Source organism: Streptosporangium amethystogenes, assembly GCF_000721075.1.
In the GTDB taxonomy this organism is placed as follows: Bacteria; Actinomycetota; Actinomycetes; order Streptosporangiales; family Streptosporangiaceae; genus Streptosporangium; species Streptosporangium amethystogenes.
On the sequence record NZ_JOEQ01000024.1, the window covers coordinates 114,191 to 137,029 of the forward strand.

Here is a 22,839-nt window from a genome sequence, read left to right on the forward strand (position 1 = left end):
GTCCTCCTGTCATGCCTCCGGTGCGTCGGCGGACCGCAGCGAGGCGAATCCATCCGCCGAAGCGGCGTATGCGGCGAGAATACCGGCCACGGCTTGGGAATTGTGGATCATTCCCGCCATGGCACGCCGAACCGCGTCGGACAGGGGAATCCAGACCACCGGCATGTCGGCCTCCTCGTGCCGGTGGACGAAGTCCAGCTCCCCCTCGGGAATGGGGGCGACGTCCCTGGCAAGGAAGATCCGGGTGCGCTCGTCGGTCATTCCCGGCGAGGTGAAGGCGTCGACGAGGGTGTGCCAGGTGCCCGCCCGGTAACCCGCCTCCTCGGCGAGCTCGCGGGCCGCCCCCGCCTGCAGGGACTCTCCGTGAACGTCGCGCAGCCCCGCGGGCAGTTCCCACAGCAGCCGCCTGACGGGGTGGCGGTACTGGCGGATCATCAGGACCCGCTCCCGGTCGTCGAGGGCGACGACGGCCACGGAGCCGGGGTGGATCACGTAGTCACGGTTGGCGACCTCGCCCTCCGGCATGACCACCGCGTCGGTGACGGCGGTGATGACCCGGGCGCGGAAGTGCTCGGTGGAGGAGGTGACCTTCCACTCCTCGGGGACGTCCAGGACCTCCAGGACGCCCTCGCTCCGCCCCCCTCGCGTGTCGCTCACTTGCCCCGCCCTGCCTTGGCGACGGTGCCACGGGTCTCCGCGTACGCCAGGGCGGCGCCGACCAGGCCCTTGAACAGCGGATGCGCGCGGGTCGGCCGGGAGCGGAACTCCGGGTGCGCCTGGGTGCCGATGAAGAAGGGGTGGAGATCGGTGGGCAGCTCGGCGTACTCCACCAGGCGGCCGTCCGGTGAGAGCCCCGAGAAGACCATGCCGACCTTCTCCAGCTGCTCGCGGTAGGAGTTGTTGACCTCGTAGCGGTGGCGGTGGCGCTCGTCGACCTTCGCCATGCCGTACAGCTGGCGGGCGAGGGTGCCCTCACCGAGCCTGGCCGGGTAGAGGCCCAGCCTCATGGTGCCGCCCATGTCGCGCTCGCCGGAGACGACGTCCTGCTGGTCGGCCATGGTGGAGATGACCGGGTGGGTGGTCTCCTCGTCGAACTCGGTGCTGCCGGCGTCCTCGATGTCCGCGAGGTTGCGGGCCGCCTCGATGACCATGCACTGCATGCCCAGGCAGATGCCGAGCAGCGGAATCTTGTTCTCCCTGACGTGCCGGATCGCGCCGACCTTGCCCTCGATGCCGCGCACCCCGAAGCCACCGGGGACCAGGACGCCGTCGACGCCGTCGAGTTCGCGGGCCGCGCCCTCGGGGGTCTCGCAGTCGTCGCTCTTCACCCAGCGGATGTTGACGCGGGCGTCGTTGGCGAAACCGCCCGCGCGCAAAGCCTCGGTGACCGACAGGTAGGCGTCGGGCAGGTCGATGTACTTGCCGACGAGCGCGATCGTGACCTCGTTGGCCGGGCGGTGCACCCGGCGCAGGAGCTGCTCCCACTCCTTCCAGTCGACGTCCCTGAAGGGCAGTCCGAGGCGGCGCACCACGTAGGCGTCCAGGCCTTCCGCGTGCAGCACCTTGGGGATGTCGTAGATGCTGGCGGCGTCCGCGGCGGAGACGACCGCGTCCTCGTCGACGTCGCACATGAGGCTGATCTTGCGCTTGATCGCGTTCGTGACCGGGCGGTCGGAGCGCAGCACGATCGCGTCGGGCTGGATGCCGATGCTGCGCAGCGCGGCGACCGAGTGCTGGGTCGGCTTGGTCTTCAGCTCTCCGCTCGGCCCGATGTACGGCAGCAGCGAGACGTGCAGGAAGAACACGTTGTCGCGGCCGACCTCGTGGCGGACCTGGCGGACGGCCTCCAGGAAGGGCAGCGACTCGATGTCGCCCACGGTGCCGCCGACCTCGGTGATGACCACGTCCACTTCGGGGCCGGCCATCGACCGGATGCGGTCCTTGATCTCGTTGGTGATGTGCGGGATGACCTGCACGGTGTCACCGAGATACTCACCGCGTCGCTCCTTGGCGATGACGTTGGAGTAGACCTGGCCGGTGGTCACGTTGGCCGAGCCGTGCAGTTCGGTGTCGAGGAACCGCTCGTAGTGACCGACGTCCAGGTCGGTCTCGGCGCCGTCGTCTGTGACGAAGACCTCACCGTGCTGGAACGGGTTCATGGTGCCGGGGTCGACGTTGAGATAGGGGTCGAGCTTCTGCATGGTGACCCGCAGGCCGCGCAGCTTGAGAAGACGGCCGAGGCTTGACGCCGTCAGCCCCTTACCCAGACTGGAGGCGACGCCGCCTGTGACGAACAGATGCTTGGTGTGTGCGGCGCTGCGCAAGAAGGCTCCCGTGGTCGTTGAAGATCAGTCGGCACACCCTTGTGAATGGCCTACAGGTCCACGGGCTCTCAGAATATCAAACGGTACCGGCGAAGTGCCCGAACAACCCCCACCCGCATTCCTACCAAACCCAACCAAGCAGTAACTTGATCCGTTATGTCACTTCGTGGGGTGGTACGGCGTGCTGTGGGCAGCCTGATCCACCGACTCTGGGCGGCAGCCCGTGCGGCCGGCACCATCAGCCCCGCCAGTCCTGCCGGATACCGGTTCCGGCGCCTCGGCGAGGGCGCCTGTCTGTCGTTCCCGGTCGGAGCCATCTTCGGCGAGGCCTGGGTCGAGATCGGCGACCACACCCTGATCGGCGAGCGGGTCTCCATCTCCGCGGGCATGGGCCCCGGGGTGGACCTGGGCCCGAACTCGATCGTACGGATCGGCGGAAGCTGCTCCATCGGCCGGGGCAGCCACATCGTGGGCCACCAGTCGATAGACATCGGCGACCACGTCTTCACCGGCCCGTACGTCTACATCACCGACCAGAACCATGTCTACGACGACCCCGAGATGCCGATCGGCCGCCAGTGGCCGCGCAACAACCCCGTCTCCATCGGGTCGGGATCATGGCTGGGCACCGGTGCGATCATCCTGCCGGGCACCCGGATCGGCAGGCAGTGCGTGGTGGCGGGCGGGGCCGTGGTGCGCGGGGAGTTCCCCGACCACAGCGTGATCGCGGGCATCCCCGCCAAGGTGGTACGCCACTACGTGCCCGGCGAAGGCTGGCTGCCACCTCACCTCGGCGGCGCGGAGCCCCCCGGCCCGGAGACCCCTGGCGACCCGAAGACTCCTCACGGCCCGGAGACCCCTGGCGACCCGGAGGGCGAGACCGCAGAGCCGACCGGCGCCCTGGCCGGACCGGCCGTACCGCCTCCCCCCGCCGACCCCGTCCACACCGCCTGACACCCCCCGCAACGGAGATCGCGACCACCCGGCTCCACGCCCGGTCGCGGCACTGGACCGAACAAGGTTCTGTGACTTACGGTCACCTCATGCGGACCATGATCTGTGAGAGATTCGGCGTCGAGTTCCCGCTCTTCGCCTTCAGCCACTGCCGCGACGTGGTCGCCGCGGTGACCAACGCGGGCGGGTTCGGCGTGCTCGGCGCCGTCGCCTACTCCCCCGAGCAGCTCGACACCGAGCTGAGCTGGATCGACGAACACGTCGGCGGCCGCCCGTACGGGGTGGACGTGCTCGTTCCCGGCAGGATCGACGCCTCGGCCGCCAACCGGAACACCAGCCTCACCGACCACATCCCCCAGCGGCACCGCGACTTCGTGGCACACCTGCTCGGCAAGTACGGCGTGGGCGGGGCCGAGGCGTTCACCCGCGCCACGGCCGACTACGCCGACGAGATGGGCCGCCAGGTGACCGCCGAGGGCGCCATCGGGCTGATCGACGTGGCGCTCAAGCACCCGATCGGTCTCATCGCCAGCGCGCTCGGCCCGCCTCCACCGGAGATGACGGCCAAGGCCAGGCAGGCCGGGGTACCGGTCGCCGCGCTGGTCGGTACCGTCGAGCACGCCCGCCGTCAGGTCGCCGCCGGAGCCGACGTGATCGTGGCCCAGGGCTCCGAGGCGGGCGGCCACACCGGCGAGATCTCCACGATGGTGCTCGTCCCCCAGGTCGTGGACGCGGTGGACGTCCCGGTGCTGGCGGCCGGCGGCATCGCGGGAGGACGCCAGATGGCCGCCGCGCTCGCGCTGGGCGCCGAGGGGGTGTGGTGCGGTTCGGTCTGGCTGACCACCGAGGAGGCCGAGACCCTGCCCCTGGTCAAGCAGAAGATGCTGGCCGCCACCTCCTCCGACACCGTGCGGTCCCGGTCGCGGACCGGCAAGCCCGCCCGGCAGCTGAGATCCGCCTGGACCGACGAGTGGGACGGGGCCCCGGAGAGCCCGGGCGCGCTGCCGATGCCGCTGCAGATGCTCCTCGCCGAGGGGGCGATGGCCAGGATCGGCAAGGCCGCCGAGAGCGGCTCCCCCGGCGCCGGGGAACTCGCCACCTACTTCGTCGGGCAGGTGGTCGGACAGATGAACCAGATCAGACCGGCCCGCCGGGTGGTCCACGACATGATCGAGGAGTTCGCCACCGCCGTCGAGCGCCTCGACCGCCTCACCGGCACCTGACCGGCTCCCTCACCTCCCTCACCTTCCCTCCTCGCCCCTCCTCGCCCCTCCGCTCTCTCCCGCTCTCCCCCTCCTCCGGCTCCTTCTGTGTCAGCTGTTTCAGCGCGCCCCGGTTTCGGTGGACTTCCCGGCCTCGGTGACGCCCGACGGACTCCTTCCGTATCCCCCGGTCACCCGGGACCCTCCCGGCTCACCGAAGCGGCCACCGAGACCGGAGTGATACCGGGAGAGGGAACCGGGCGGGATCGATCAGCCGCCATGAGACGTTGGAGGGGGCAGAGATGACAATGGAGGTGCGATGCTCGCGGCACTGACGGGCCTTGGGCTCTCCACCGCGGCCGGGCTCAACGCCTACATCCCGCTGCTGGTGGTCGGTCTGCTCGCCAACTTCACGGACCAGGTACGGCTGCCGCAGGAGTTCGCCTGGCTCTCCAACGGCTGGGTGCTCGGGATCATCGGCGTGCTGCTCCTGGCGGAGTTCGTGTTCGACAAGGTCCCGGTGGTCGACAGCGTCAACGACATGATCCAGACCGTCGTCCGCCCGGCCTCCGGCGGCGTCGTCTTCAGCGCCACCGAGGCCGCGGCCCGGCTGGACGGCTCGACCTGGATGAGCCACAACCCCTGGCTCAGCTGGGTGCTGGGCATCGGGATCGCGCTGGCCGTGCACATCATGAAGACGACCGCCAGGCCCGTGGTGAACGCCACCACGGCCGGGGTGGGCGCGCCCGTGGTCAGCACCGTCGAGGACGCCGGGGCACTGGGCATCAGCCTGGTGGCGATCTTCCTGCCCGTCCTGGTCATCCTGGTGGTGGCGGGGCTGGCGCTGCTCGCCTGGTGGACGACCCGCAGGATACGGCGACGGAGGCGGCGCCGGGCAGCCGAACCGAGCCTGCGATGAGGCCGCGCTCGCGGACTATGCTCTAGACATCTCGTCCAACCCCCATGGGGAGGTGGTTCCGATCGGCGAATTCCTCATGATCCTGCTGATGATCCTGCTGTTCTTCCTTCTCCTGGGAGCAGCCGGGATCTATCTGCTGGTCAAGATCGGCAAGAAGGCCACAAAGAAGGCCAAGAGCGTCTCCACCCGGGTTGCCTCCCAGATGGCCGCGATGGGCACCGGTGACGCCGCGGAGACCGAGCGGATGCGTCTTGACCTGCGGCGCGAGGTCTCCCTGACCCGCCAGGCGGTGGACCACGCGCTGCGCGACGGCTGGGGACTGGGCGATCTGCCTCAGCTGGTGGGAGAGATCGCGACGCACGCCGAGCAGCTCGACGCCCAGCTCGCCCACTACGCCCAGGAGCGGCGGGTCTCGCCCTACATCGACCACACGGCGCTGGGCCGCCTGCGCGAGCACCACGCCAAGCTGACCACGTCCTGTGCCCGGATCAGGGCCGACCTGCGCAACGACCAGATGGCGCACTCGGCCGGGGGCATCGACCAGATCCAGGACCGCACCGACCTGGAGATCGAGGCCCGCCGCCGGGCCCCCGACCCGCTGGACCAGATCGACGAGCTCTACAAACGCACCACGATCAACCGTTCCCTCCCCGAAGACCTCCGCTGACCCGGCGCGTGCCGTCGCCGCTCACGGCGGAGACCTCGGGTGGGGTCATCGGCGGCTCAGCCGCCGGCGTGCCCCGTACAGAACGGCCCCGATCACCAGGACCGCGCTGCCGGTGAGCACCGCCGTCGGCGGGAGGCTGAAGGCCAGCGCGACGCAACCGGCCAGTCCGAGGACGGGAACGGCCCTGGGCGGGCGGCCTTCACCGGGGGGCAGGGTCCAGGCGGAGGCGTTGGCGATGGCGTAGTACACCAGGACACCAAAGGAGGAGAACCCGATCGCGCCGCGTAGGTCGCTGGTCAGCACGAGTACGACGACGATGACGCCGACGGCGAGTTCCGCCCGGTGCGGCACCTTGAAGCGCGGGTGAACGGCGGCCAGGGCGGGCGGCAGGTACCGGTCCCTGGCCATGGCCATGGTGGTGCGAGAAACCCCGAGGATCAGCGCGAGCAGCGAACCCAGAGCCGCGACCGCGGCGCCGGCGCGGACGACCGGGACCAGGGCCGGCAGACCGGCGGCAGCGACCACCTCGGCCAGTGGCGCGGAGGTCTCGGCAAGGCGCCGAGGACCGAGGACGGCCAGGGCGGTGGCGGCCACGCAGACGTAGACGACCAGGGTGACGCCCAGCGAGATGGAGATCGCCCGGGGAATGGTGCGAGCGGGATCCCGCACCTCCTCACCCAAGGTGGCGATGCGGGCGTATCCGGCGAAGGCGAAGAACAGCAGGCCCGCGGCCTGTAACACCCCGCCCACGCCGGCCTCGGAGACGACGCCCGGCAGGGCGGGCCACGCGGGCCCGCTCATCAGGCCCGCCGCCACCACGGCGGTCAACACGACCAGCACGACCACGACGATGGTGCGGGTCAGCCACGCGGCCTTCCGTACCCCGGTGTAGTTCAGCGCGGTCAACATCGTCACCGCGGCCACGGCCACCTCCCGCTGGTGCCCCGGCCACACGTAGAGACCGACGGTCAGGGCCATCGCCGCGCATGAGGCGGTCTTGCCGACCACGAAGCTCCAGCCCGCCAGGTATCCCCAGAAGGGTCCCAGGCGCATCCGGCCGTACAGGTAGGTGCCGCCGGAGGCGGGGTAGCGTGCCGCCAGCCGTGCCGAGGAGGTGGCGTTGCAGTAGGCCACCGCCGCCGCGAGCGCCAGCCCCAGCAGCAGTCCCGATCCGGCCGCGGCGGCCGCGGGGGCCGGCGCGGAGAAGACCCCGGCTCCGATCATCGCGCCCAGGCCGATCACCACCGCGTCACCCAGCCCCAGGCGACGCTCCAGCCGTTGCTGCCCGGCTCCGGCCGATACCTCCGCCATGGCACACGCTCCGTCCGGCGCAAAACGAAACTCGATATCGGTTCACGATATCGAGTCGAGCCGTGCAGGAATCCCCCGGCCCCGGAACCGGCCGGCAAAGCCGTGACCGCGATGTGCGCAGCCGACGGGAGCATTGCCAAGGTCATCGCGTGAGGTCCTGCCCCACGGGAATGACCCGGAGGCAGGGACGGTGAGACAGCGGCCGGAAAAAAAGGGGGCCCGATGGGAAGCTCACACTCGCCCGAGGTGCGCCGACGTGACCTACTGGGACTGTCCGCCGCCATGGCGGGAGGTCTCCCCCTTGCCGCCTGCGGCGGCTCGGCGAGCCTGGTCGAAGCCGGGGCGTCCCCGCCCCCGTCGGGGTCCGCCGCCCAGGAGCAGGAGGTGCCGGTGACACCACCGGAAGATCTCATGCGTGAACACGGGGTACTCAAACGCATCCTGCTGATCTACCGGGAGGGGATCCGGCGGATCGAGGGTGGCGAGCCACTGCCGGCTCAGCCGCTGAACGCCGGGGCACGCATCATCCGCGGCTTCATCCAGGACTACCACGAGCATCTGGAAGAACAGTACGTGTTCCCGCGGCTGCGAGAGGCCGGCAAGCTCACCGACACCGTCTCGGTTCTACTGCTTCAGCATCAGAGAGGTCGCGTCCTGACCGATCACATCCTGCGGGCCACCGGCGCATCCGCCACACCGCAGACGCGGGCTCGCCGCGAACTGGTCACCGCCATGGCCGCGTTCATCCGAATGTACGAGCCACACGAGGCCCGCGAGGACACTGTCGTCTTCCCCGTCTTTCGCGACGTCGTCCCTGCCAGGGAGTTCCTCCGGCTGGGAGAGACCTTCGAGGACGAGGAGCACCGCCGCTTCGGCCAAAGCGGATTCACCGGCGTGGTCGGCCAGGTCGCCGACATCGAAAAGGCTCTCGGGATCTACGACCTGGCCCGGTTCACCCCGCGGGTGTGAAACCCGTGCCGGCCGCCATCCCCATGATCTAGGGCCGCCACTCGGCCTCGGTGAGGAGCTCGCGAGCCAACTCGGCCAGCGCGGCCCGGTCCTGCGTGAGGGCGGCGCGGCCCGCCCGGGTCGCGCGATACACCCGGCGCACTCGCCCCTCGACGGTGCGCTGCTCAGAGGTCAGCAACCCGTCCGCCTCCAGCCGATGCAGGGTCGGATACAGCGTGCCAGGGCTGATCGCATACCCGTGCCGCTTCAGCTCCTCTGCCATCCACGCACCGTGGATGTCCTGTTCGGCCGCGTGGTGCAGGATGTGCAGCCGCACCGCACCACGGAGAAACTCCCGCATCCGCCCCCCTGCCTTCCGCGTCGCCGGTGAACGCTCGGCGACAGAGGAATGACGATACCGATATCGGGAGCCGATACTAATCTCTCCCCGCCATACCGCGTCAGATCGCCACCATCGGGACTCATCGGAGACGGTTGAGATCGAACGTCGTCGCCGGCGAGCCGTTCGCACAGCCGTTTTCACACCGGCCCGGCCGCCCGCCTCGTCTCCCCTCGCTCTCCCGGCCCGGGTCGCCCACGCGGCGAGCCACCGGTGGGTCCGTGGTCGAGGTACGCGTGCACGCCACCTCGACCACGGGTGCATCAGGAGACGCCGGCCTCGCGCATGTCGCGGACCTCTCGCTTGAGCTCCTTGATCTCGTCACGGAGCCGGGCGGCGACCTCGAACTGGAGGTCGGTGGCGGCCTGGTGCATCTGCTCGGTGAGCGACTCCATCAGCGCCTCCAGCTGGGCCCTGGGCATCTCTCCGGCGATCGCCCTGGCATGCTGGCCCGCCTGCTTGACCGCGAACCCGGGGACGGGCGCCTTGCCGCGCGACTGCTGGCGACCGCTGCCGCCGAGAAGCTGGGCGGTGTCGGCGTCCTCCCGGTTGAGCGAGTCGAGGATGTCAGCGATCTTCTTGCGGAGCGGCTGCGGGTCGATGCCGTTGGCCTCGTTGTAGGCGATCTGCTTGGCCCGGCGGCGGTTGGTCTCGTCGATCGCCCGCTCCATGGAGGGGGTGATCCGGTCGGCGTACATGTGCACCTGGCCGGAGACGTTTCTGGCCGCGCGGCCGATGGTCTGGATCAGGGAGGTCTCCGAACGGAGGAAGCCCTCCTTGTCGGCGTCGAGGATGGCCACCAGCGACACCTCGGGCAGGTCGAGGCCCTCGCGGAGCAGGTTGATGCCGACCAGCACGTCGAACTCGCCCATCCGCAGCTCGCGCAGGAGCTCGATGCGGCGCAGGGTGTCGACCTCGCTGTGCAGATAGCGGACCCGGATGCCGAGTTCGAGCAGGTAGTCGGTGAGATCCTCGGACATCTTCTTGGTCAGCGTGGTGACCAGGACCCGCTCGTCCTTCTCGGTGCGGACGCGGATCTCGTGGATCAGATCGTCGATCTGCGACGTGGTCGGCTTGACGATCACCTCGGGGTCGATCAGGCCGGTCGGCCGGATGACCTGCTCGACCACGTCTCCCTTGGAGCGGCCCAGCTCATAGGGGCCGGGAGTGGCCGACAGGTAGACCGTCTGGTCGATCCGCTCCAGGAACTCCTCCCACTTCAGCGGGCGGTTGTCCATCGCGGACGGCAGGCGGAAGCCATGGTCGACGAGCGTGCGCTTGCGAGAGGCGTCCCCCTCGTACATCGCGCCGATCTGCGGGACGGTCTGGTGGGACTCGTCCAGGACCAGCAGGAAGTCCTCGGGGAAGTAGTCGAGCAGGGTGTTGGGCGCGCTGCCCGGTTCGCGGCCGTCCATGTGGCGCGAGTAGTTCTCGATGCCGGAGCAGGTGCCGATCTGGCGCATCATCTCCAGGTCGTAGGTGGTGCGCATGCGCAGCCGCTGGGCCTCAAGGAGCTTGCCCTGGCGCTCCATGGTCTCCAGCGTCCCGGCCAGCTCGGCCTCGATACCCCGGACGGCGCTCTCCATCCGCTCGGCGCCCGCGACGTAGTGGGAGGCCGGGAAGATGTAGAGCTCGGTGTCCTCGGTGATCACCTCGCCGGTCAGCGGATGCATGGTCGAGAGCTTCTCGATCTCGTCACCGAACATCTCGATGCGGACGGCGAGCTCCTCGTACTTGGGAATGATCTCGACGGTGTCGCCGCGCACCCGGAAGGTGCCCCGGGTGAAGGCCATGTCGTTGCGGGTGTACTGCATGTCGACGAGGCGGCGCAGCAGGCTGTCGCGCTCGATCTCCTGGCCGACCTTGAGCCTGACCATGCGGTCGACGTACTCCTGCGGGGTGCCCAGGCCGTAGATGCACGAGACCGAGGCGACCACGATCGTGTCACGGCGGGTCAGCAGCGAGTTGGTCGCCGAGTGGCGCAGCCGCTCGACCTCCTCGTTGATCGAGGAGTCCTTCTCGATGTAGGTGTCGCTCTGCGGGACGTACGCCTCGGGCTGGTAGTAGTCGTAGTAGGAGACGAAGTACTCGACCGCGTTGTTGGGCATCATCTCGCGCAGCTCGTTGGCGAACTGCGCGGCGAGCGTCTTGTTGGGCTGGATGACCAGGGTGGGTCGCTGGAGGCGCTCGATCAGCCAGGCGACCGTGGCGGTCTTGCCCGTACCCGTGGCGCCCAGCAGGACGTTGTCCTTGTCACCCGCCTTGACGCGCCGTTCGAGCTCGGCGATCGCGGTGGGCTGGTCGCCCGAAGGGGTCATGTCGGTGACGACCTCGAAGGGAGCCACCTTGCGCTGCAAATCTGTTACCGGCCTCACCTGTTCCACTGTAGGCGGCGTGACCGACAATCCTTCTCCGTACGGTCCCCCGCCGGGGTGACCGGCTTAACCGCACGGCAAGTGAACCGCAAGCGGGGTCCCCTTTACTAACCGGCGTGCCCGTGTTCACAAAGCGTGATATATCGAGCTTTTGACATACGACTACCTCGGAGGTGTGATGTCCCGGCCAAGAGAAGCCATGCAGTACGCGAGGGCCGCGGCCCAGACGATAGGGCAGGGCGGCGACATGCGCCAGGTGGTCGGGCAGGCCGTCGGACAGTTCGCCGGCCAGATGACAGGGCAGCCCAACGACGGACCGGGTGACTCCGGAGGCTCGGGGAACGAGGGTTTCGCGCTCAACCCCTTCGACTTCGCGGCCGCCCGTGACCAGGGCGCCTCCCTGGGCACGGTCATCGAGGCCCGTAGCGCGCCGCTCAACGAGGCCGGCGAGATCGTCAACCGGAGCTTCAGCGGCAAGGGCCAGCACGGCGAGCCCGTCCACGTCATCTCCCCCGTGGTCATCCCCAAGAGCGGCGCCGCCAAGGTGATCATCCCGCTGGTGGTGCTGGCCGGCCTCGGCCTGGTCGGGCTGGTCGCCACCGGCCTCCCGGACGGGGCACGGGTGCTGTTCGGCCCGCACTACTGGGCCGTGCTGGTGCTGGCCGCGGTGTTCCTGTGGTGGCGCCGGAGTGTGGTCATGGTGCCCGAGGGCTGCAAGGCCCTGATCACCAAGTTCGGCAAGCTCGTGCAGATCGCCGAGCCGGGCCGGGTGACGCTGTTCAACCCGTGGAAGCGGGTCAGCTACATCGTCAACACCACCCGCGAGTACCCCTTCAACGCGCCCATCCGCGAGGCTCCCACCCAGCAGGGCGTCAAGGCCAGCGTCGATCTGTTCCTGCAGTTCCGGATCGAGGACCCGGCCGAGTTCATCTTCGTGCTCGGCTCGGTCAGCGGCTTCCAGGCCAAGCTGCAGAACGCCATCAGCGAGGTCACCCGCTCGCTGATCTACTCCCAGCGCGCCGAGGAGATCTACGACCTGGTCGGCGAGAGCACGATGGGCATGCTGGACAACCTCAACCAGCAGTTCCTGCCCGCCGTACGGCTCACCGACGTCAACATCACGCACGCCGAGCCGTCCAGCCAGGAGTACCGGATGGACCTCGCCGCCCCCGAGATGATCAGGGTCGCCAAGGAGGCGTACACCTACGAGTACGAGCTCCAGCTGCGCAAGGAGCAGAACGAGGGCGACCTGATCAAGGAGCTGGCCGGCCTGCAGGAGCAGCTGTCCGCCATCCACGCCGACATCGCCACGTACCAGGCCCAGATGGACACCGCGCTGGAGCGCGCCTCACACCAGGCGAAGGCCCAGGCGGGCCAGCGGCTGGTGGAGGCGGAGTCCACCGCCAAGGCCAACGCGGCGCTGCTGGAGGCCCAGGCGCTGGACATCCGCGCGCTGAGCGCCGCCGAGGCGCCGGAGATCCTCGACTACCGGTTCCAGCAGGACCTGCTCGACAAACTGGAGTCCGTCGCCTCGCACCTGCCGCGTCTGGTGCAGGTCGGCGAGGACGTCGACCTCGACCTGCTCGCGCTGGCCAGGCAGCTGGTCGGCAGCCGCGAGGCACAGCTGTTCTCCGAGGCGGACATGGCCGCGATCAGGGCCCGGATGTCCGAGATCGGCGGTCGCGTCGAGGGGCGCGGGGCGGAGATCGCCGCCCTGCTCAATTCCCCCGCCGACGTCGCCGCTCCGGTACGAGACGAGGACTGACGTGCACCGGAACGGACCACGAGGCGAACGAGGAACGGTGAGGACCCAGTGAGCAACGGAGAATTCTCCAAGATCAAGGAATCCCTGGCCTCCTGGTCGGAGATCCGCCAGCTGCTGCGCGGCGGCGAGTCGGGCCAGCTGGTCCCGGTGGTGATCCCCAAGGACCGGCGCGGCTTCGCCTGGGTGACGCTGCTGTTCTTCGCCCTCTATCTGGCGGGCACCGCCGTGCTGGCCGACGGGGCGTTCTCCCTGCTGGCCGCGGTCGGCGCGGTGTTCTTCCTGGTGGTGGCGCTGATCTGGCTCTGGCGCCGGGCGATCATCGAGATCGAGGAGGGCACCACCGGCGTGCGCAGCCGGTGGGGCGCGATCGTCGGCACGCTGCCTCCCGGCCGCCACTACCTGTGGCTGCCCTGGGACCGGGTGGACGCGGTGGTGGACACCTCCACCGAGATCCCCTACTCCGCGCCGATCGTGGCCTGCCCGACCGCGGAGAACGTCCCGCTCAAGTCGATCGAGTTCTTCCTGAAGTTCCGCATCGTCGACCCGGTGGCCTTCGTCCGGACGATCGGCGCCGGCAACTTCGACCTGGTGCTCAGCAGCGCCGTGCAGGACGCCATCCGCCAGCGCAGCCGCCTGGTGCGGACCGAGCGCGCCTACGACCTGCGCGGCTCCGACGTCGGCGACATGCAGGAGCTCCTCACCCGCCAGCTCGGCCGGTACGGCGTGCGGATCACCGGCGCCAACATCCCCGACGTGCAGTTGCCCGACCAGTACCAGCAGCACCTGGCCACCCGGGAGAAGGTCGCCAAGGAACTGTCGGCCTTCGAGCGCGAGTGGGAGCTCACCCGCAAGCGCCGGATCGACACCCTGCTGATGGAGATCGAACGCTCCAAGAAGACGCGTGACGCGCGTATCGTCGAGGTGCGCGCCGCCGCCAACACGGCGCGTAAGGACGTCGCCCGCATGCTGGAGGAGCACGAGACCGAGGCTCAGCGAGTGCGCTGGGAGATCGAGGCCAAGGGCCGGGCCGAGCTCACCTCCGCCGAGAACGAGGCGAAGGGGCTGCGCAGGCTGGCCGACTCCTACCGCGACAACCGCGCCGTGCTCCAGTACGAGCTGGCCCGCCGCAGGCTCGACGTGGGCGCCAAGCTCGCGGAGAGCGCCCCGCGCCCCGTCGTCGTCCGCACCACCGGGGCCTCCGGCGACACCTCCGCGCTGTCCACCCTGCTGCTGGCCCAGCTGCTGCCCCAGCTGGGCAACGATCACATCCAATCCCCCTGAGAGAAATCTGGAGTCACAATGGTGTTCCGTAAGCTGATGGCCGCGTTCGGAGCGGGTGTCGAGGTCGACACGGTCCTGCAGAACTCGCACGTACGGCCCGGCGAGGTGCTACGCGGGCAGGTCAACTTCCGCGGCGGCGGCTCCGACTACCGGGTCGAGGGCATCTTCATCGACTTCACCGCCGTCGTCGAGGTCGAGAGCGGCGACAACGAGTACAAGTCGACCTACAGCTTCCTGCGCCAGCAGATCACCGGGCCGTTCCACCTGGCCGCGGGCGCCCCGCAGTCGGCCCCCTTCCAGATCCAGGTCCCCTGGGAGACCCCGATCAGCGCCATCAGCGGCCACCCGCTGCGCGGCATGCAGCTCGGTGTCTCCACCGAGCTCTCCCTGGCCGGCGCGCTCGACAAGGGCGACCTCGACCCGTTGTTCGTCAACCCGCTCCCCGCCCAGGACCACCTGCTCGGCGCGCTGGACCGGATGGGCTTCCGCTTCAAGAAGGCCGACCTGGAGCGGGGCACCCTGCACGGCTCGCGGATGCCGTTCTTCCAGGAGATCGAGTACTACGCGGGCGGCGAGTACCACCGCCACTTCAACGAGCTGGAGCTGACCTTCATCTCCGGTCCCCAGGCGATGGACGTCATCCTGGAGGCCGACAAGCGCGGCGGCTTCCTGTCCTCCAGCCACGACAGCTACAGCCGCTTCACCGTCCACTACAACGACCACCCGGGCCAGGTGGAGCAGTCCCTGCGCGCCGGCCTCCAGGCCATGGCCCAGAGGCGCGGCTGGTTCTGACCTTTCACGCGAAACGGCCGCGCCCCCGTCATCGAGGCACGGCCGTTTCGCGTTTCTGAGGGCCCGTCCGGCTCGGCGACACCATGGGGCACGCGTTCGCTCTCCTGTCGGATGCCGGCGCTTCCCCATCTTTCGCCGACTTGCGATGACCCCACGCACCGGCGGCTTACCGAATACCGCTATATGGCCTAATGTCCATGACCATGAAAATTCGCGCGATCATGACGACGGTCGCCGCCTCCGTTCTCCTCCTCCCCGGTACGGCCACCGCCTCGGCATATCCGGTCGAGGACGCCCCGCTCCTGACCGGCAACCCCCTTTACACCGCCGGCAGGCTCCCCGCCGCGAACTGCGCCGGGAAACCCGCCAAGGGCAGCAGCCTCGCCTCGGTCAAGAGGCACGTCAGCGCGCTCATCACCTGTATGAACGACACCTGGCGCCCCTAGACGCCGACGAGATCTCCGAGCAGATCCGCCGCTACAACCTGCAGGCGAAGTGCCTGGGCGGAATGACCGCGAAGAGTGTGTGGTCCGCCGTCGGTTACTCCGCCAGGGACGCCCGGCGCCTGCCGGGCCTGGTCAGGGCCGATGCCGCCGCCAAGAGCAAGATCCGCGATCTCGGCAAGGGCACCAACCTCGTCTACTGGACCAAGCGGGGCTACTCCACCGCCGACCCCAGATCGTGCAAGACCTGGACCGCCCCCTCCAGTAAGGTCTCGTAGCCCGCTCCCGGGCTCCCACGCGATCGGCACGTGCCATGATCATCAAATCCTCGGAAAGGATCCGCTGCGTGAACGACCGGCCCCCGCTCTTCGAGGAGCCCTTCGACAGTGACGATGCCTCCGACGCCATCGCGGAACTGGAGGGGGAGGAAGACGTCGCCGCGGCGATGGCGGAGGCGCTTGACACGTTCGTCCGCGACAACGAGGAGTACGTCGAGGAGGGCGCAGTGGAGGAGGCCCTGGCGTTCGCCTGCCTGGTCGCCGCTCGGATCTCCGGGATCGCCCCCGACGAGTCCGCCCATCACTGGCTCGATCGCAATCCGTTCACCGTCTCCGGCGACCTGCGCCGGCTGGCCGCCGCCGCGTTCGCGCTGGCCACCCGGCCGCGGGACAACTGGTTCAACGAGGTCCAGGCGGACTGGCAGGGACTCCTGGAGCACCTGGAGCCCTACCGCAAAGCTCTGCACGGTGAGCCCCAGGAGGCTCCCGCCCCGTTCGTCCCGGACCTCTCCCGTCAGAAAGGGCAGTGGCTGCGAGCGTTCTGGAGTATCGCCGAGCGAAGCCTGCCAGACGACACCCCTTACGCGGACGCGGCGGAACGCCTCGTCCTGGCCGTCAACGAGGCGCCGGACTGGCTCGCCTGGTGGCGCCCCGCCAATCTGCAGGAACTCCTTGTTTTCGGGCAGCTCACACCGGGCGCGTACACGGAACGGATCTCTCGTGGCCGCGCCACGGCCGAGGCATGGATCGACTTCGGTCACTCCCACGAGGTTTCTGACCTGACCCAGGTCATCGACGATCTCCAGCGGGCCCTAACCGCCGCAGGCCGCCATCTCGGCCTCGACCCCGTACCCGCGCTTCCCGCCCTGCCGGGGTGACCGTTCGGTTTCTAGAGCGCTTTGCGGGCGAGGGTGAGCAGGTGGCCGCTGATGCCGAGCAGAGAGGGGACCGATTCCAGGCGGCGCTGCGCGTCGAGCATGAGGGTTCGGCGGTCGGGGTCGTCCAGCCAGTCGTTGATGTCGCCGTACAGGGAGAAAGGTCCTTCCAGTCCGTAGCGGGCGGCGTCGGGGAGGCCCGCGTCGGCGAACTCCACCGGGACCTCGTCGGGATCGTGGAGGTAGGCGGTGAACCCCGAGCCCGGGGAGAGCATGACGCCGTCCACCGCGGCCGAGTGCGCCATCTTCCGCTGCTCTTCCAGCAGGTACGACCCCAGGTAGATCGTGTCGTGCATGACCGAGTAACGACTGATGGTCGCGGCGGCCACCAGCCCGCCCGGTCGCACCACCCGGACCGCCTCGGCCAGGGCCCTGACCCGGTCGGCACGCTCGGCGAGGTGGTAGAGCGGGCCCAGGAGCAACACCGCGTCCACGCTCTCGTCGGGCACCGGCAACTCCCTGGCGTCCCCCTGCCTCGCGGTGATCCCGGCCAGCCGCGTCGCCCGCTCCACGTGCAGCGGCACCAGATCGATCAGCTCGACCCGATATCCGTCGGCGGCCAGCCACTCCGCGTGCACCCCGGTGCCGCCGCCCACATCCAGCACCCTGGCCGGAGCCGGGGGCAGCGCCCTGCGCAGCACATCCTGCGTCCGCCACAGCTCCAGTCGCCCGCGCCCCACCCGGAGCCTGTCGTCTTCCCTGTCCTGCCCGTAGTAGGCGAGCAGTTCCGGTGTCGTCTCCATACTCGATCGTGTCCGCCCCCCGGGCCCGCGGGCAAGCGAATTAAATCGCCGGACGAGCGGGATCGGGTTGAGGGCAGCGATTCTCCCGGTTGATTTCAGAGTCGATTCTCGCGCTTCCTCTCGGCTGCCAGGCGGCGCGCCATTTCACCGAGGGTCGGCACGCATATCATGTTGGACAGGTCATTCCTGCCGAGAAACCCCTCGGACAGGCTGTGCCGGCGTACGGCGTAGTAGCCACCTCCGGCCGCCTCGGAGATGAGCCAGTTCCTGTCGTACCGGGCGATCAGGATGGCGATCTCACCTGGCGTCTCGGTCATTGTCGCGGCAGTTGAAACCAGACGATCCGGCCCGCCGCGCCCTCGTGCCAGCCCCAGGACAGGGCCACCTCGCTGACCAGCCAGAGCCAACGGCCACCCTCGGCGTCCTCGTCCGGCTCGACCGGGATCTCGGGCGCGCAGGTGGCGGAGCCCTTGTCGGCCACCGCTATCTGGACGGTCTCGCCGCAGTTCGCGACCACGATCGTCACCAGCCCGCCGACGCGGCCCGACTCCGAGTGTCCTACCGCGTTCGACACCAGCTCGCTGACCAGAAGCTCGGCGTCATGCGTATCCCGCCGGCCCGAGTTCTCCAGCACGCCCCTGACATATCGCCGGGCCGTGCCGACCGACTCGGCCACCCCGGGCAGTTCGACACTGCCCAGCAGACCGAGCACGGGAACCGCTTCAGCGCCCATTGGATCACCGCCATTCCTGCCAGGCGCCATAAATTCGCCTGTCACAATGTCTCCGCTAACCGGGCGAATTATCCATTTAATTCCCTGACATCGTCCGGATAAAAGCACGGAGAACTACGCGAGAGCCGTCTTCCGTGGCGACTTGGCCACCACGGAGCAGGAGGTCGAGGACCAGGTCAGTGCCCGCATGCGGCGGCAAATCATCCTCCGGAGGGACAGTCCGCCCACCCTGTGGGCGCTTCTTGACGAGTGGGTCCTCCGCCGTCCCATCGGAGGTTGGGAGGTCATGTACGAACAGCTCGACCATCTCGCTACCGTCGCCGGTCGGCAGAACGTGAAGGTACAACTCGTCCCCCACGACACCTTCTGCACCGCAGGCCTGATGTCCGGATTCGTGCTCGCCCAAATGCCGGACGCACCGACCACCGTCTCCGTAGAGTCTGCCGGGGAAGGCGAAGTTTCAGCTGAGCACAGTCTGGTAAGTGTCGTCTGGGATAGATACGACCGGCTCCGAACAGAGGCACTTCGTCCTAGCCAGTCGCTAGAGATGATCAAAGAAGCGAGGGACCAGTGGAAGCAACAGACCTGACCGGCCCTGACCTCTCCAGAGCCGCCTGGAAGAAGAGCTCCCTCAGCGGCGGAAGTGGTGGGAACTGCGTCGAAGTCGCCGGCAACCTCCCCGGGGCCGTCGCCATCCGCGACAGCAAAAACCCCACCGGCCCGGCCCTCACCTTCACCCCGACCGAATGGCGCACCTTCCTCAACTCCGTTAAGTCGGGCCACTTCGACTGACCGGCAGGACCGTTCTCCGCAGCCGGACCTCGAATACCCGCTCGGAGATCCGTTCTCACCTTAAAAGCATGCGCACCCGGCTGTCCCAACGGTCGGGTGCCGTTTTAATGTAAGGCACGGCTCCCGGTGATGGTGTTCGATCCATGAAGACAGATCTCTTCGACAGGTCAACACTCCGTCGCGTGGAGAGGACGGTCATTCGTTCATGGCGATATCCACGATCTTCACTGAGCGTACCTGCGGATGATCTACCAGCCGCGTCGCCTGTGGCGGAAGGTTATGCATAACGAATCCATAGATCCTACTATCGCTGGCTCGCCGCCGCAGTTCCTGATAGTCGATCCCGAACTCCTGTAGCGCGGAGGCGTCTTCCGGTCGTAGCAGCGAAACCCACTGGCGAAAAGCCGTGGTCGCCGATTTGCTGCCCTGGCAGAAGTCGAACCCTCTCGTGTCGCAGGAGAGGCCGGCGAACTCCCAGTCCCAACCGATGGGCTTCTGTTCCCCACCGGGCGAAAAGAAAAAAACATCAGGTGTGGACCAAATCTTCTCCACATCCTCTTCCAGCAGAGGCGACTCAAGCTCGACGACAGCCTGTACGTCGATATCTTTGCCTATGTCCGCAGCAAGGAGATCCACGCCCTTCCCTTCTTCTACGATACTGCCTCCACCGAGAGATTTGATGATCCGACTCATCCTCCACTCGTTGATGAAGGGTGCCTTCACCTGACCGAAAGAGTCCTGACCTATTTCACCGGCCGACACAGGATCAGCGAAGGACTTGAAAGGCGTCGACAGTGATCTGGGGGTAAGACCAACGGGGATTCGGGCATCGAAGTCCGAAGCCCCACCGGCACACTTTGGACTCTGCCAGGCATAATCCCAAGAGACCCTGTAGTCCGGATTGGCAACTGCCAAGGCATTCAACAGAACAAGGCGAAGTCGATCACAACTTATATATTCTCCTTCACGTCCGAGGCCGACCGGCCCCCCACTCGTGCATCCAGAAAAGATCACGAAAACGAAGGCCGCCGACAGAACTGGTGCATGAGCTACACCGCTCTTGCATTTCTTATCACGCGCCAAAATTTTCCCCGCCCTCTCATTCGGATGCCAACTTGGTAGCAATCTAATGTTCCACGACGATGGTCTATCGGCAATTGCCCACCGCGTCGATGAACTTCGGTCACACCCGATCAAGATTCCCTCTTGGGCGGTGGCACTGCGAACGAGCGGTTACCGGCGTACCCGAACACGAAGAAAGCCTGCAGAACTCCCAGAGCAAGCAACGGAATGCCTCCCGGTCTGCGGGGAGCCCACTGATCGAAAACAACGACCACCCCTGAGACGATCACCAGGAATGTCGTCAGTGTGGCGAGCAGTCGACCCCAGCGCTCGCTGCGTACCGAATGCCTTCCCCGACGCAGAAGCCACCACAGCAGCAGAGCCTGAAGTAACCCCGGCCAGAGCAACGACACCCACTCCGCGGTACCGCTGGTCAGAAGCTGAGGGGTCAGGCTCTCCATCGCAAGACCTGTGGCAACCTCGGCGATGGATAAAGGTAGTGCCATAAAGCCCATTAAGAGATAACCATAAATATGGTCACCCAGGACTCCCTCCGAGGTAAACACAGCCAAAGAGACCACGGACAAGGCATAGGTCCCCGCGATTTCCTCAGGAATCCAACGCAGCCAGAACGGAGGCTTCGGCTCTCCCCGACGAGAGGATGCGTCTTTCAGGTTCCCTCCACACACCGCAGGTAATTAATGTTCGATCCTGATTATGGCCGATACGAGGTGATCATGGAAGTAACATCCCTAACCGGCCTTGACCTCTCCAAGACCGTCTGGAAGAAGAGCTCCCTCAGCGGCGGCAGCGGTGGAAACTGCGTCGAAATCGCCGGCAACCTCCCCGGAGCCATCGCCATCCGCGACAGTAAGAACCCCACCGGCCCAGCCCTCACCTTCACCTCGGCCGAATGGTGTACCTTCCTCAACTCCGTTAAGTCCGGTTACTTCGATTGACCTGCAGGACCACTCCAGGATTTCGACTTCGTCTTTCTCCGAGGATCGGACGCACCCAATCGTTCCAGCGGTCGGGTGTCGGTCTTTGAGCTTCCCCGTAGGCCCTCCACTCGGGTCCGTGTCATCAGCAGTGCGTAACGCGCGCTCCTGCGGCTTGCGGTAACGTCAAAATCAGTTTCTCTGAGTGGGTGTTTGAGGGATGATCGTTGGGCCGTCTTACCAGGTGGGCATAGGTGAGGCAGGACACGAGACCGGTTTTTACGCCTCTGGCCTGACCGATGAGCAGTGGGCACTGATCGAGCCGCTGCTGCCCGCCCCGCACTGGGACGGCCGCCCGGACAGGCATCCACGGCGAGAGATCATGTACCTCGTGTGCACCGGCTGTTCCTGGCGGCCGCCCGGCTGCCGGAACGTGTAGTCGTGGCGGCGCTGGCCCCTGGGAGGCCAGCGCTCTCCTTCCGCCGCAGCAGGCCCGGCCCGGCGCAACCGGCCGCCCGGCATCCGGCCGCCCCGCACCACCTCGGCGGCCTGGGTACCGGTACGCTCCCGTGCGAACAGGTCGGCCACGTGCGCGGCCGTCCCTTCTCACACTAGGCCCGTCGTCCGGCGAGCAGGCCGCCGCCTCACGCATACCGCATGGACAGGGATGCCGCGGTGGCCCGGCCCTCTCACTGTCCGCAGAACATCACAATGCGAAAATCAGCAGCCGAAGGCGTAGAACTTAGCCTCGAACGAATAATAATAGTATTTCCGCTTTGAGATTTCGGTTGCGCCGCTGAACGGACGGTTGCACTCGACGATGACGTCCTTGGCCTCGGCGAGGAGGTCATCTCCGGAAGTGTCATCCTCCCACACCTGGACCGTCACCTTCTCACCCGGCGAAAACTTGAGAGGGTAATGCGACGGGAATTCGACTATCTGGCCCTCTTCGTCCTCGTTGACGTCGACCGTGCCATCGGTCGGGGCGAAGCGCTGACTTACTCCATTACGCACGACCTTGATGAAGACTTCGTCACCGTTGCTCCAGGCCCCCTCCTCGTCTATATCGTGAGCGTAGACGGTGATACCGAGTTCGGTTTCGACGATGGCGGTGGGGGCGGCGGTGACAGGAGCGGCGCTGGCAGGGGCGGCGGTGACAAGAGCCAGTGCCCCGAGAAGGCCTAGCACCGACAGAACCGCGCTGGGCTTGGAACGCGCGAGCATGGTTTCCTCCTTTTATTCGATCGATTTATCCGATCGATCATGGCCGAGGCTCCCGCAGCATTCTTGGAGGAGGCTTGCAGACAGCTTGGAGTCCGCCCGGTGGACGCCTGACCTCCGGTTTCCCGGAAGCCAGCCGGCTGGCGAAGCCATGGTCGACGAACACCACCTGGCAGCGCTCACTCAAGTACAGCCCCAGCGGGATGGTGGTGGCCCCGACGCGGTCCTGCACCCGGCCGAGTGCACCGTCACCGCCATCAGCAGCCCGAGCGTGCCGGTGATGTGGATGCTTGTTCGGGCCGGCCGTCTCAGTGCGGGGCGGGCAGCAGCGGCTCGATCGGCGCCCACTGCTCATCGGTCAGGCCAGGGGCGTAAAAACCGGTCTCGTGTCCTGCCTCACCTATGCCCACCTGGCAAGGCGGCCCAACGATCACCTCTCAAGCACCCGCTGAGCCACCGCACGGGCGGCTGTTACTGGAGCACCACCGCCTACGCCTATCACCTGTTCGGTTATGGCGACGGGGGCCGGGAGTGGTACTACTTTCGCCGCGAAGAGCGCAGCCGCAACCGTCACCAGGTACGCCGCGAACTGCGCGCCTATGACTGGGGCAGGTCGCGGTCAAGGACCAGCCATCCGCCGAGGGGTTGGTTCACACCCTGCTGATCCGCCGTTCGACCAGTGACCCCGACGACATCGAGTTCTTCCTCGCTCGCGCTCGGCTTCCCGCTCGGCTTCCCGATCGGCTGAGCGCTGAG

The 22,839-nt window shown here is 67.6% G+C and carries 25 protein-coding genes and 1 pseudogene; 15 read left to right on the top strand and 11 right to left on the bottom strand.

Features of this window, described 5'->3' with window-relative positions:
* Positions 1-9: 9 nt before the first annotated feature.
* Both IG98_RS0129220 and IG98_RS0129225 read right to left on the bottom strand, forming a co-directional pair.
* Positions 10-657, bottom strand: coding sequence for an NUDIX domain-containing protein (locus IG98_RS0129220; RefSeq protein WP_211264146.1), 648 nt, complete (start codon positions 655-657; stop codon positions 10-12).
* A complete protein-coding gene (locus tag IG98_RS0129225) occupies positions 654-2,324 on the bottom strand; it encodes a CTP synthase (RefSeq protein WP_030919200.1) in 1,671 nt (556 codons plus the stop codon). The genes IG98_RS0129220 and IG98_RS0129225 overlap by 4 nt, the downstream gene beginning before the upstream one ends.
* Positions 2,325-2,480: 156 nt before the next feature.
* Between IG98_RS0129225 and IG98_RS0129230 the strand changes: the two genes are divergently transcribed.
* From IG98_RS0129230 to IG98_RS0129245, 4 genes are all read left to right on the top strand, one after another.
* The gene (locus IG98_RS0129230) at positions 2,481-3,278 is read left to right on the top strand and encodes an acyltransferase (RefSeq protein WP_084195741.1); all 798 of its coding nucleotides are present in this window, start codon (positions 2,481-2,483) and stop codon (positions 3,276-3,278) included.
* Positions 3,279-3,367: 89 nt separating this feature from the next.
* On the top strand, positions 3,368-4,501 hold the full coding sequence (locus IG98_RS0129235; RefSeq protein ID WP_030919206.1) for an NAD(P)H-dependent flavin oxidoreductase: 1,134 nt from the start codon (positions 3,368-3,370) through the stop codon (positions 4,499-4,501).
* 298 nt (positions 4,502-4,799) lie between these two features.
* The gene (locus IG98_RS0129240) at positions 4,800-5,399 is read left to right on the top strand and encodes a DUF4126 domain-containing protein (protein WP_030919209.1); all 600 of its coding nucleotides are present in this window, start codon (positions 4,800-4,802) and stop codon (positions 5,397-5,399) included.
* Positions 5,400-5,451: 52 nt separating this feature from the next.
* On the top strand, positions 5,452-6,066 hold the full coding sequence (locus IG98_RS0129245) for a hypothetical protein (RefSeq protein ID WP_157594585.1): 615 nt from the start codon (positions 5,452-5,454) through the stop codon (positions 6,064-6,066).
* Between the two features lie 45 nt (positions 6,067-6,111).
* On the opposite strand, the gene IG98_RS0129250 is transcribed toward IG98_RS0129245, so the two are convergent.
* A complete protein-coding gene (locus IG98_RS0129250) occupies positions 6,112-7,377 on the bottom strand; it encodes an APC family permease (RefSeq protein ID WP_030919215.1) in 1,266 nt (421 codons plus the stop codon).
* A gap of 222 nt (positions 7,378-7,599) precedes the next feature.
* Here IG98_RS0129250 and IG98_RS0129255 point away from each other — a divergent pair, with 222 nt between their 5' ends.
* Positions 7,600-8,346 carry a hemerythrin domain-containing protein gene (locus tag IG98_RS0129255; protein WP_030919223.1) on the top strand — a complete coding sequence of 249 codons (747 nt, stop codon included), beginning with the start codon at positions 7,600-7,602 and terminating at the stop codon, positions 8,344-8,346.
* 28 nt (positions 8,347-8,374) lie between these two features.
* Here the strand turns inward: IG98_RS0129255 and IG98_RS0129260 are convergent, their stop codons facing one another.
* On the bottom strand, positions 8,375-8,686 hold the full coding sequence (locus IG98_RS0129260; RefSeq protein ID WP_030919225.1) for an Rv3488 family transcriptional regulator: 312 nt from the start codon (positions 8,684-8,686) through the stop codon (positions 8,375-8,377).
* A gap of 302 nt (positions 8,687-8,988) precedes the next feature.
* Positions 8,989-11,100, bottom strand: a complete 2,112-nt coding sequence (gene uvrB, locus IG98_RS0129265) for an excinuclease ABC subunit UvrB (protein ID WP_030919228.1) — start codon at positions 11,098-11,100, stop codon at positions 8,989-8,991.
* A 199-nt stretch (positions 11,101-11,299) separates the two neighbouring features.
* On the opposite strand from uvrB, the gene IG98_RS0129270 reads away from it, so the two are divergent.
* The 6 genes from IG98_RS0129270 (at position 11,300) to IG98_RS0129295 (ending at position 16,537) form a co-directional block, all read left to right on the top strand.
* On the top strand, positions 11,300-12,865 hold the full coding sequence (locus IG98_RS0129270) for an SPFH domain-containing protein (RefSeq protein WP_245651762.1): 1,566 nt from the start codon (positions 11,300-11,302) through the stop codon (positions 12,863-12,865).
* 48 nt (positions 12,866-12,913) lie between these two features.
* Positions 12,914-14,146: an SPFH domain-containing protein gene (locus IG98_RS0129275; RefSeq protein WP_030919234.1), complete on the top strand. Its 1,233-nt coding sequence runs from the start codon at positions 12,914-12,916 to the stop codon at positions 14,144-14,146.
* Between the two features lie 18 nt (positions 14,147-14,164).
* Positions 14,165-14,938: a sporulation protein gene (locus tag IG98_RS0129280; protein WP_037971564.1), complete on the top strand. Its 774-nt coding sequence runs from the start codon at positions 14,165-14,167 to the stop codon at positions 14,936-14,938.
* A 197-nt stretch (positions 14,939-15,135) separates the two neighbouring features.
* Positions 15,136-15,384, top strand: coding sequence for a hypothetical protein (locus IG98_RS0129285; protein ID WP_157594586.1), 249 nt, complete (start codon positions 15,136-15,138; stop codon positions 15,382-15,384).
* A gap of 62 nt (positions 15,385-15,446) precedes the next feature.
* Positions 15,447-15,659: a hypothetical protein gene (locus IG98_RS0129290; protein ID WP_030919243.1), complete on the top strand. Its 213-nt coding sequence runs from the start codon at positions 15,447-15,449 to the stop codon at positions 15,657-15,659.
* Between the two features lie 68 nt (positions 15,660-15,727).
* On the top strand, positions 15,728-16,537 hold the full coding sequence (locus IG98_RS0129295; protein ID WP_169750199.1) for a DUF4259 domain-containing protein: 810 nt from the start codon (positions 15,728-15,730) through the stop codon (positions 16,535-16,537).
* Positions 16,538-16,548: 11 nt separating this feature from the next.
* Here the strand turns inward: IG98_RS0129295 and IG98_RS0129300 are convergent, their stop codons facing one another.
* The 3 genes from IG98_RS0129300 to IG98_RS0129310 form a co-directional block, all read right to left on the bottom strand.
* Complete coding sequence (locus IG98_RS0129300) at positions 16,549-17,337, bottom strand: class I SAM-dependent methyltransferase (protein ID WP_030919249.1); 789 nt, start codon at positions 17,335-17,337, stop codon at positions 16,549-16,551.
* 95 nt (positions 17,338-17,432) lie between these two features.
* Entirely contained in the window at positions 17,433-17,654 is a 222-nt protein-coding gene (locus IG98_RS0129305) for a hypothetical protein (protein ID WP_030919252.1), read from the bottom strand.
* Complete coding sequence (locus IG98_RS0129310; protein WP_051753122.1) at positions 17,651-18,070, bottom strand: ATP-binding protein; 420 nt, start codon at positions 18,068-18,070, stop codon at positions 17,651-17,653. Before IG98_RS0129310 ends, IG98_RS0129305 begins: the two co-directional genes overlap by 4 nt.
* Positions 18,071-18,188: 118 nt before the next feature.
* Here IG98_RS0129310 and IG98_RS0129315 point away from each other — a divergent pair.
* Positions 18,189-18,659: pseudogene (locus tag IG98_RS0129315) on the top strand (DUF5753 domain-containing protein); the annotation flags it as partial.
* The gene (locus IG98_RS0129320) at positions 18,641-18,862 is read left to right on the top strand and encodes a DUF397 domain-containing protein (RefSeq protein ID WP_245651763.1); all 222 of its coding nucleotides are present in this window, start codon (positions 18,641-18,643) and stop codon (positions 18,860-18,862) included. The pseudogene IG98_RS0129315 and the gene IG98_RS0129320, both read left to right, overlap by 19 nt.
* Before the next feature lie 195 nt (positions 18,863-19,057).
* Here IG98_RS0129320 and IG98_RS0129325 read toward each other — a convergent pair whose 3' ends face one another.
* Positions 19,058-19,555 (bottom strand): hypothetical protein, encoded by a 498-nt coding sequence (locus IG98_RS0129325; RefSeq protein ID WP_157594589.1) that lies wholly within the window; start codon positions 19,553-19,555, stop codon positions 19,058-19,060.
* Positions 19,556-20,055: 500 nt separating this feature from the next.
* Entirely contained in the window at positions 20,056-20,505 is a 450-nt protein-coding gene (locus IG98_RS50935) for a hypothetical protein (protein ID WP_157594590.1), read from the bottom strand.
* Positions 20,506-20,625: 120 nt separating this feature from the next.
* Here IG98_RS50935 and IG98_RS0129330 point away from each other — a divergent pair, with 120 nt between their 5' ends.
* On the top strand, positions 20,626-20,883 hold the full coding sequence (locus tag IG98_RS0129330; RefSeq protein WP_342666856.1) for a DUF397 domain-containing protein: 258 nt from the start codon (positions 20,626-20,628) through the stop codon (positions 20,881-20,883).
* Positions 20,884-21,082: 199 nt separating this feature from the next.
* Positions 21,083-21,301 (top strand): transposase, encoded by a 219-nt coding sequence (locus IG98_RS0129335; protein ID WP_084195743.1) that lies wholly within the window; start codon positions 21,083-21,085, stop codon positions 21,299-21,301.
* Between the two features lie 281 nt (positions 21,302-21,582).
* Here the strand turns inward: IG98_RS0129335 and IG98_RS0129340 are convergent, their stop codons facing one another.
* Entirely contained in the window at positions 21,583-22,086 is a 504-nt protein-coding gene (locus tag IG98_RS0129340) for a hypothetical protein (RefSeq protein WP_030919269.1), read from the bottom strand.
* Positions 22,087-22,839: the final 753 nt, after the last annotated feature.

Coding starts and splice junctions, on each gene's coding strand:
- IG98_RS0129255 (WP_030919223.1), top strand. CDS start 7,600: ATGGGAAGCTCACACTCGCCCGAGGTGCGCCGACGTGACCTACTGGGA.
- IG98_RS0129300 (WP_030919249.1), bottom strand. CDS start 17,337: ATGGAGACGACACCGGAACTGCTCGCCTACTACGGGCAGGACAGGGAA.
- IG98_RS0129260 (WP_030919225.1), bottom strand. CDS start 8,686: ATGCGGGAGTTTCTCCGTGGTGCGGTGCGGCTGCACATCCTGCACCAC.
- IG98_RS0129230 (WP_084195741.1), top strand. CDS start 2,481: ATGTCACTTCGTGGGGTGGTACGGCGTGCTGTGGGCAGCCTGATCCAC.
- IG98_RS0129285 (WP_157594586.1), top strand. CDS start 15,136: ATGACCATGAAAATTCGCGCGATCATGACGACGGTCGCCGCCTCCGTT.
- IG98_RS0129290 (WP_030919243.1), top strand. CDS start 15,447: ATGACCGCGAAGAGTGTGTGGTCCGCCGTCGGTTACTCCGCCAGGGAC.
- IG98_RS0129250 (WP_030919215.1), bottom strand. CDS start 7,377: ATGGCGGAGGTATCGGCCGGAGCCGGGCAGCAACGGCTGGAGCGTCGC.
- IG98_RS0129330 (WP_342666856.1), top strand. CDS start 20,626: ATGTTCGATCCTGATTATGGCCGATACGAGGTGATCATGGAAGTAACA.
- IG98_RS0129235 (WP_030919206.1), top strand. CDS start 3,368: ATGCGGACCATGATCTGTGAGAGATTCGGCGTCGAGTTCCCGCTCTTC.
- IG98_RS0129325 (WP_157594589.1), bottom strand. CDS start 19,555: ATGAGTCGGATCATCAAATCTCTCGGTGGAGGCAGTATCGTAGAAGAA.
- IG98_RS0129340 (WP_030919269.1), bottom strand. CDS start 22,086: ATGCTCGCGCGTTCCAAGCCCAGCGCGGTTCTGTCGGTGCTAGGCCTT.
- IG98_RS0129280 (WP_037971564.1), top strand. CDS start 14,165: ATGGTGTTCCGTAAGCTGATGGCCGCGTTCGGAGCGGGTGTCGAGGTC.
- IG98_RS0129310 (WP_051753122.1), bottom strand. CDS start 18,070: ATGGGCGCTGAAGCGGTTCCCGTGCTCGGTCTGCTGGGCAGTGTCGAA.
- IG98_RS0129270 (WP_245651762.1), top strand. CDS start 11,300: ATGCAGTACGCGAGGGCCGCGGCCCAGACGATAGGGCAGGGCGGCGAC.
- IG98_RS0129305 (WP_030919252.1), bottom strand. CDS start 17,654: ATGACCGAGACGCCAGGTGAGATCGCCATCCTGATCGCCCGGTACGAC.
- IG98_RS0129240 (WP_030919209.1), top strand. CDS start 4,800: ATGCTCGCGGCACTGACGGGCCTTGGGCTCTCCACCGCGGCCGGGCTC.
- IG98_RS0129335 (WP_084195743.1), top strand. CDS start 21,083: ATGATCGTTGGGCCGTCTTACCAGGTGGGCATAGGTGAGGCAGGACAC.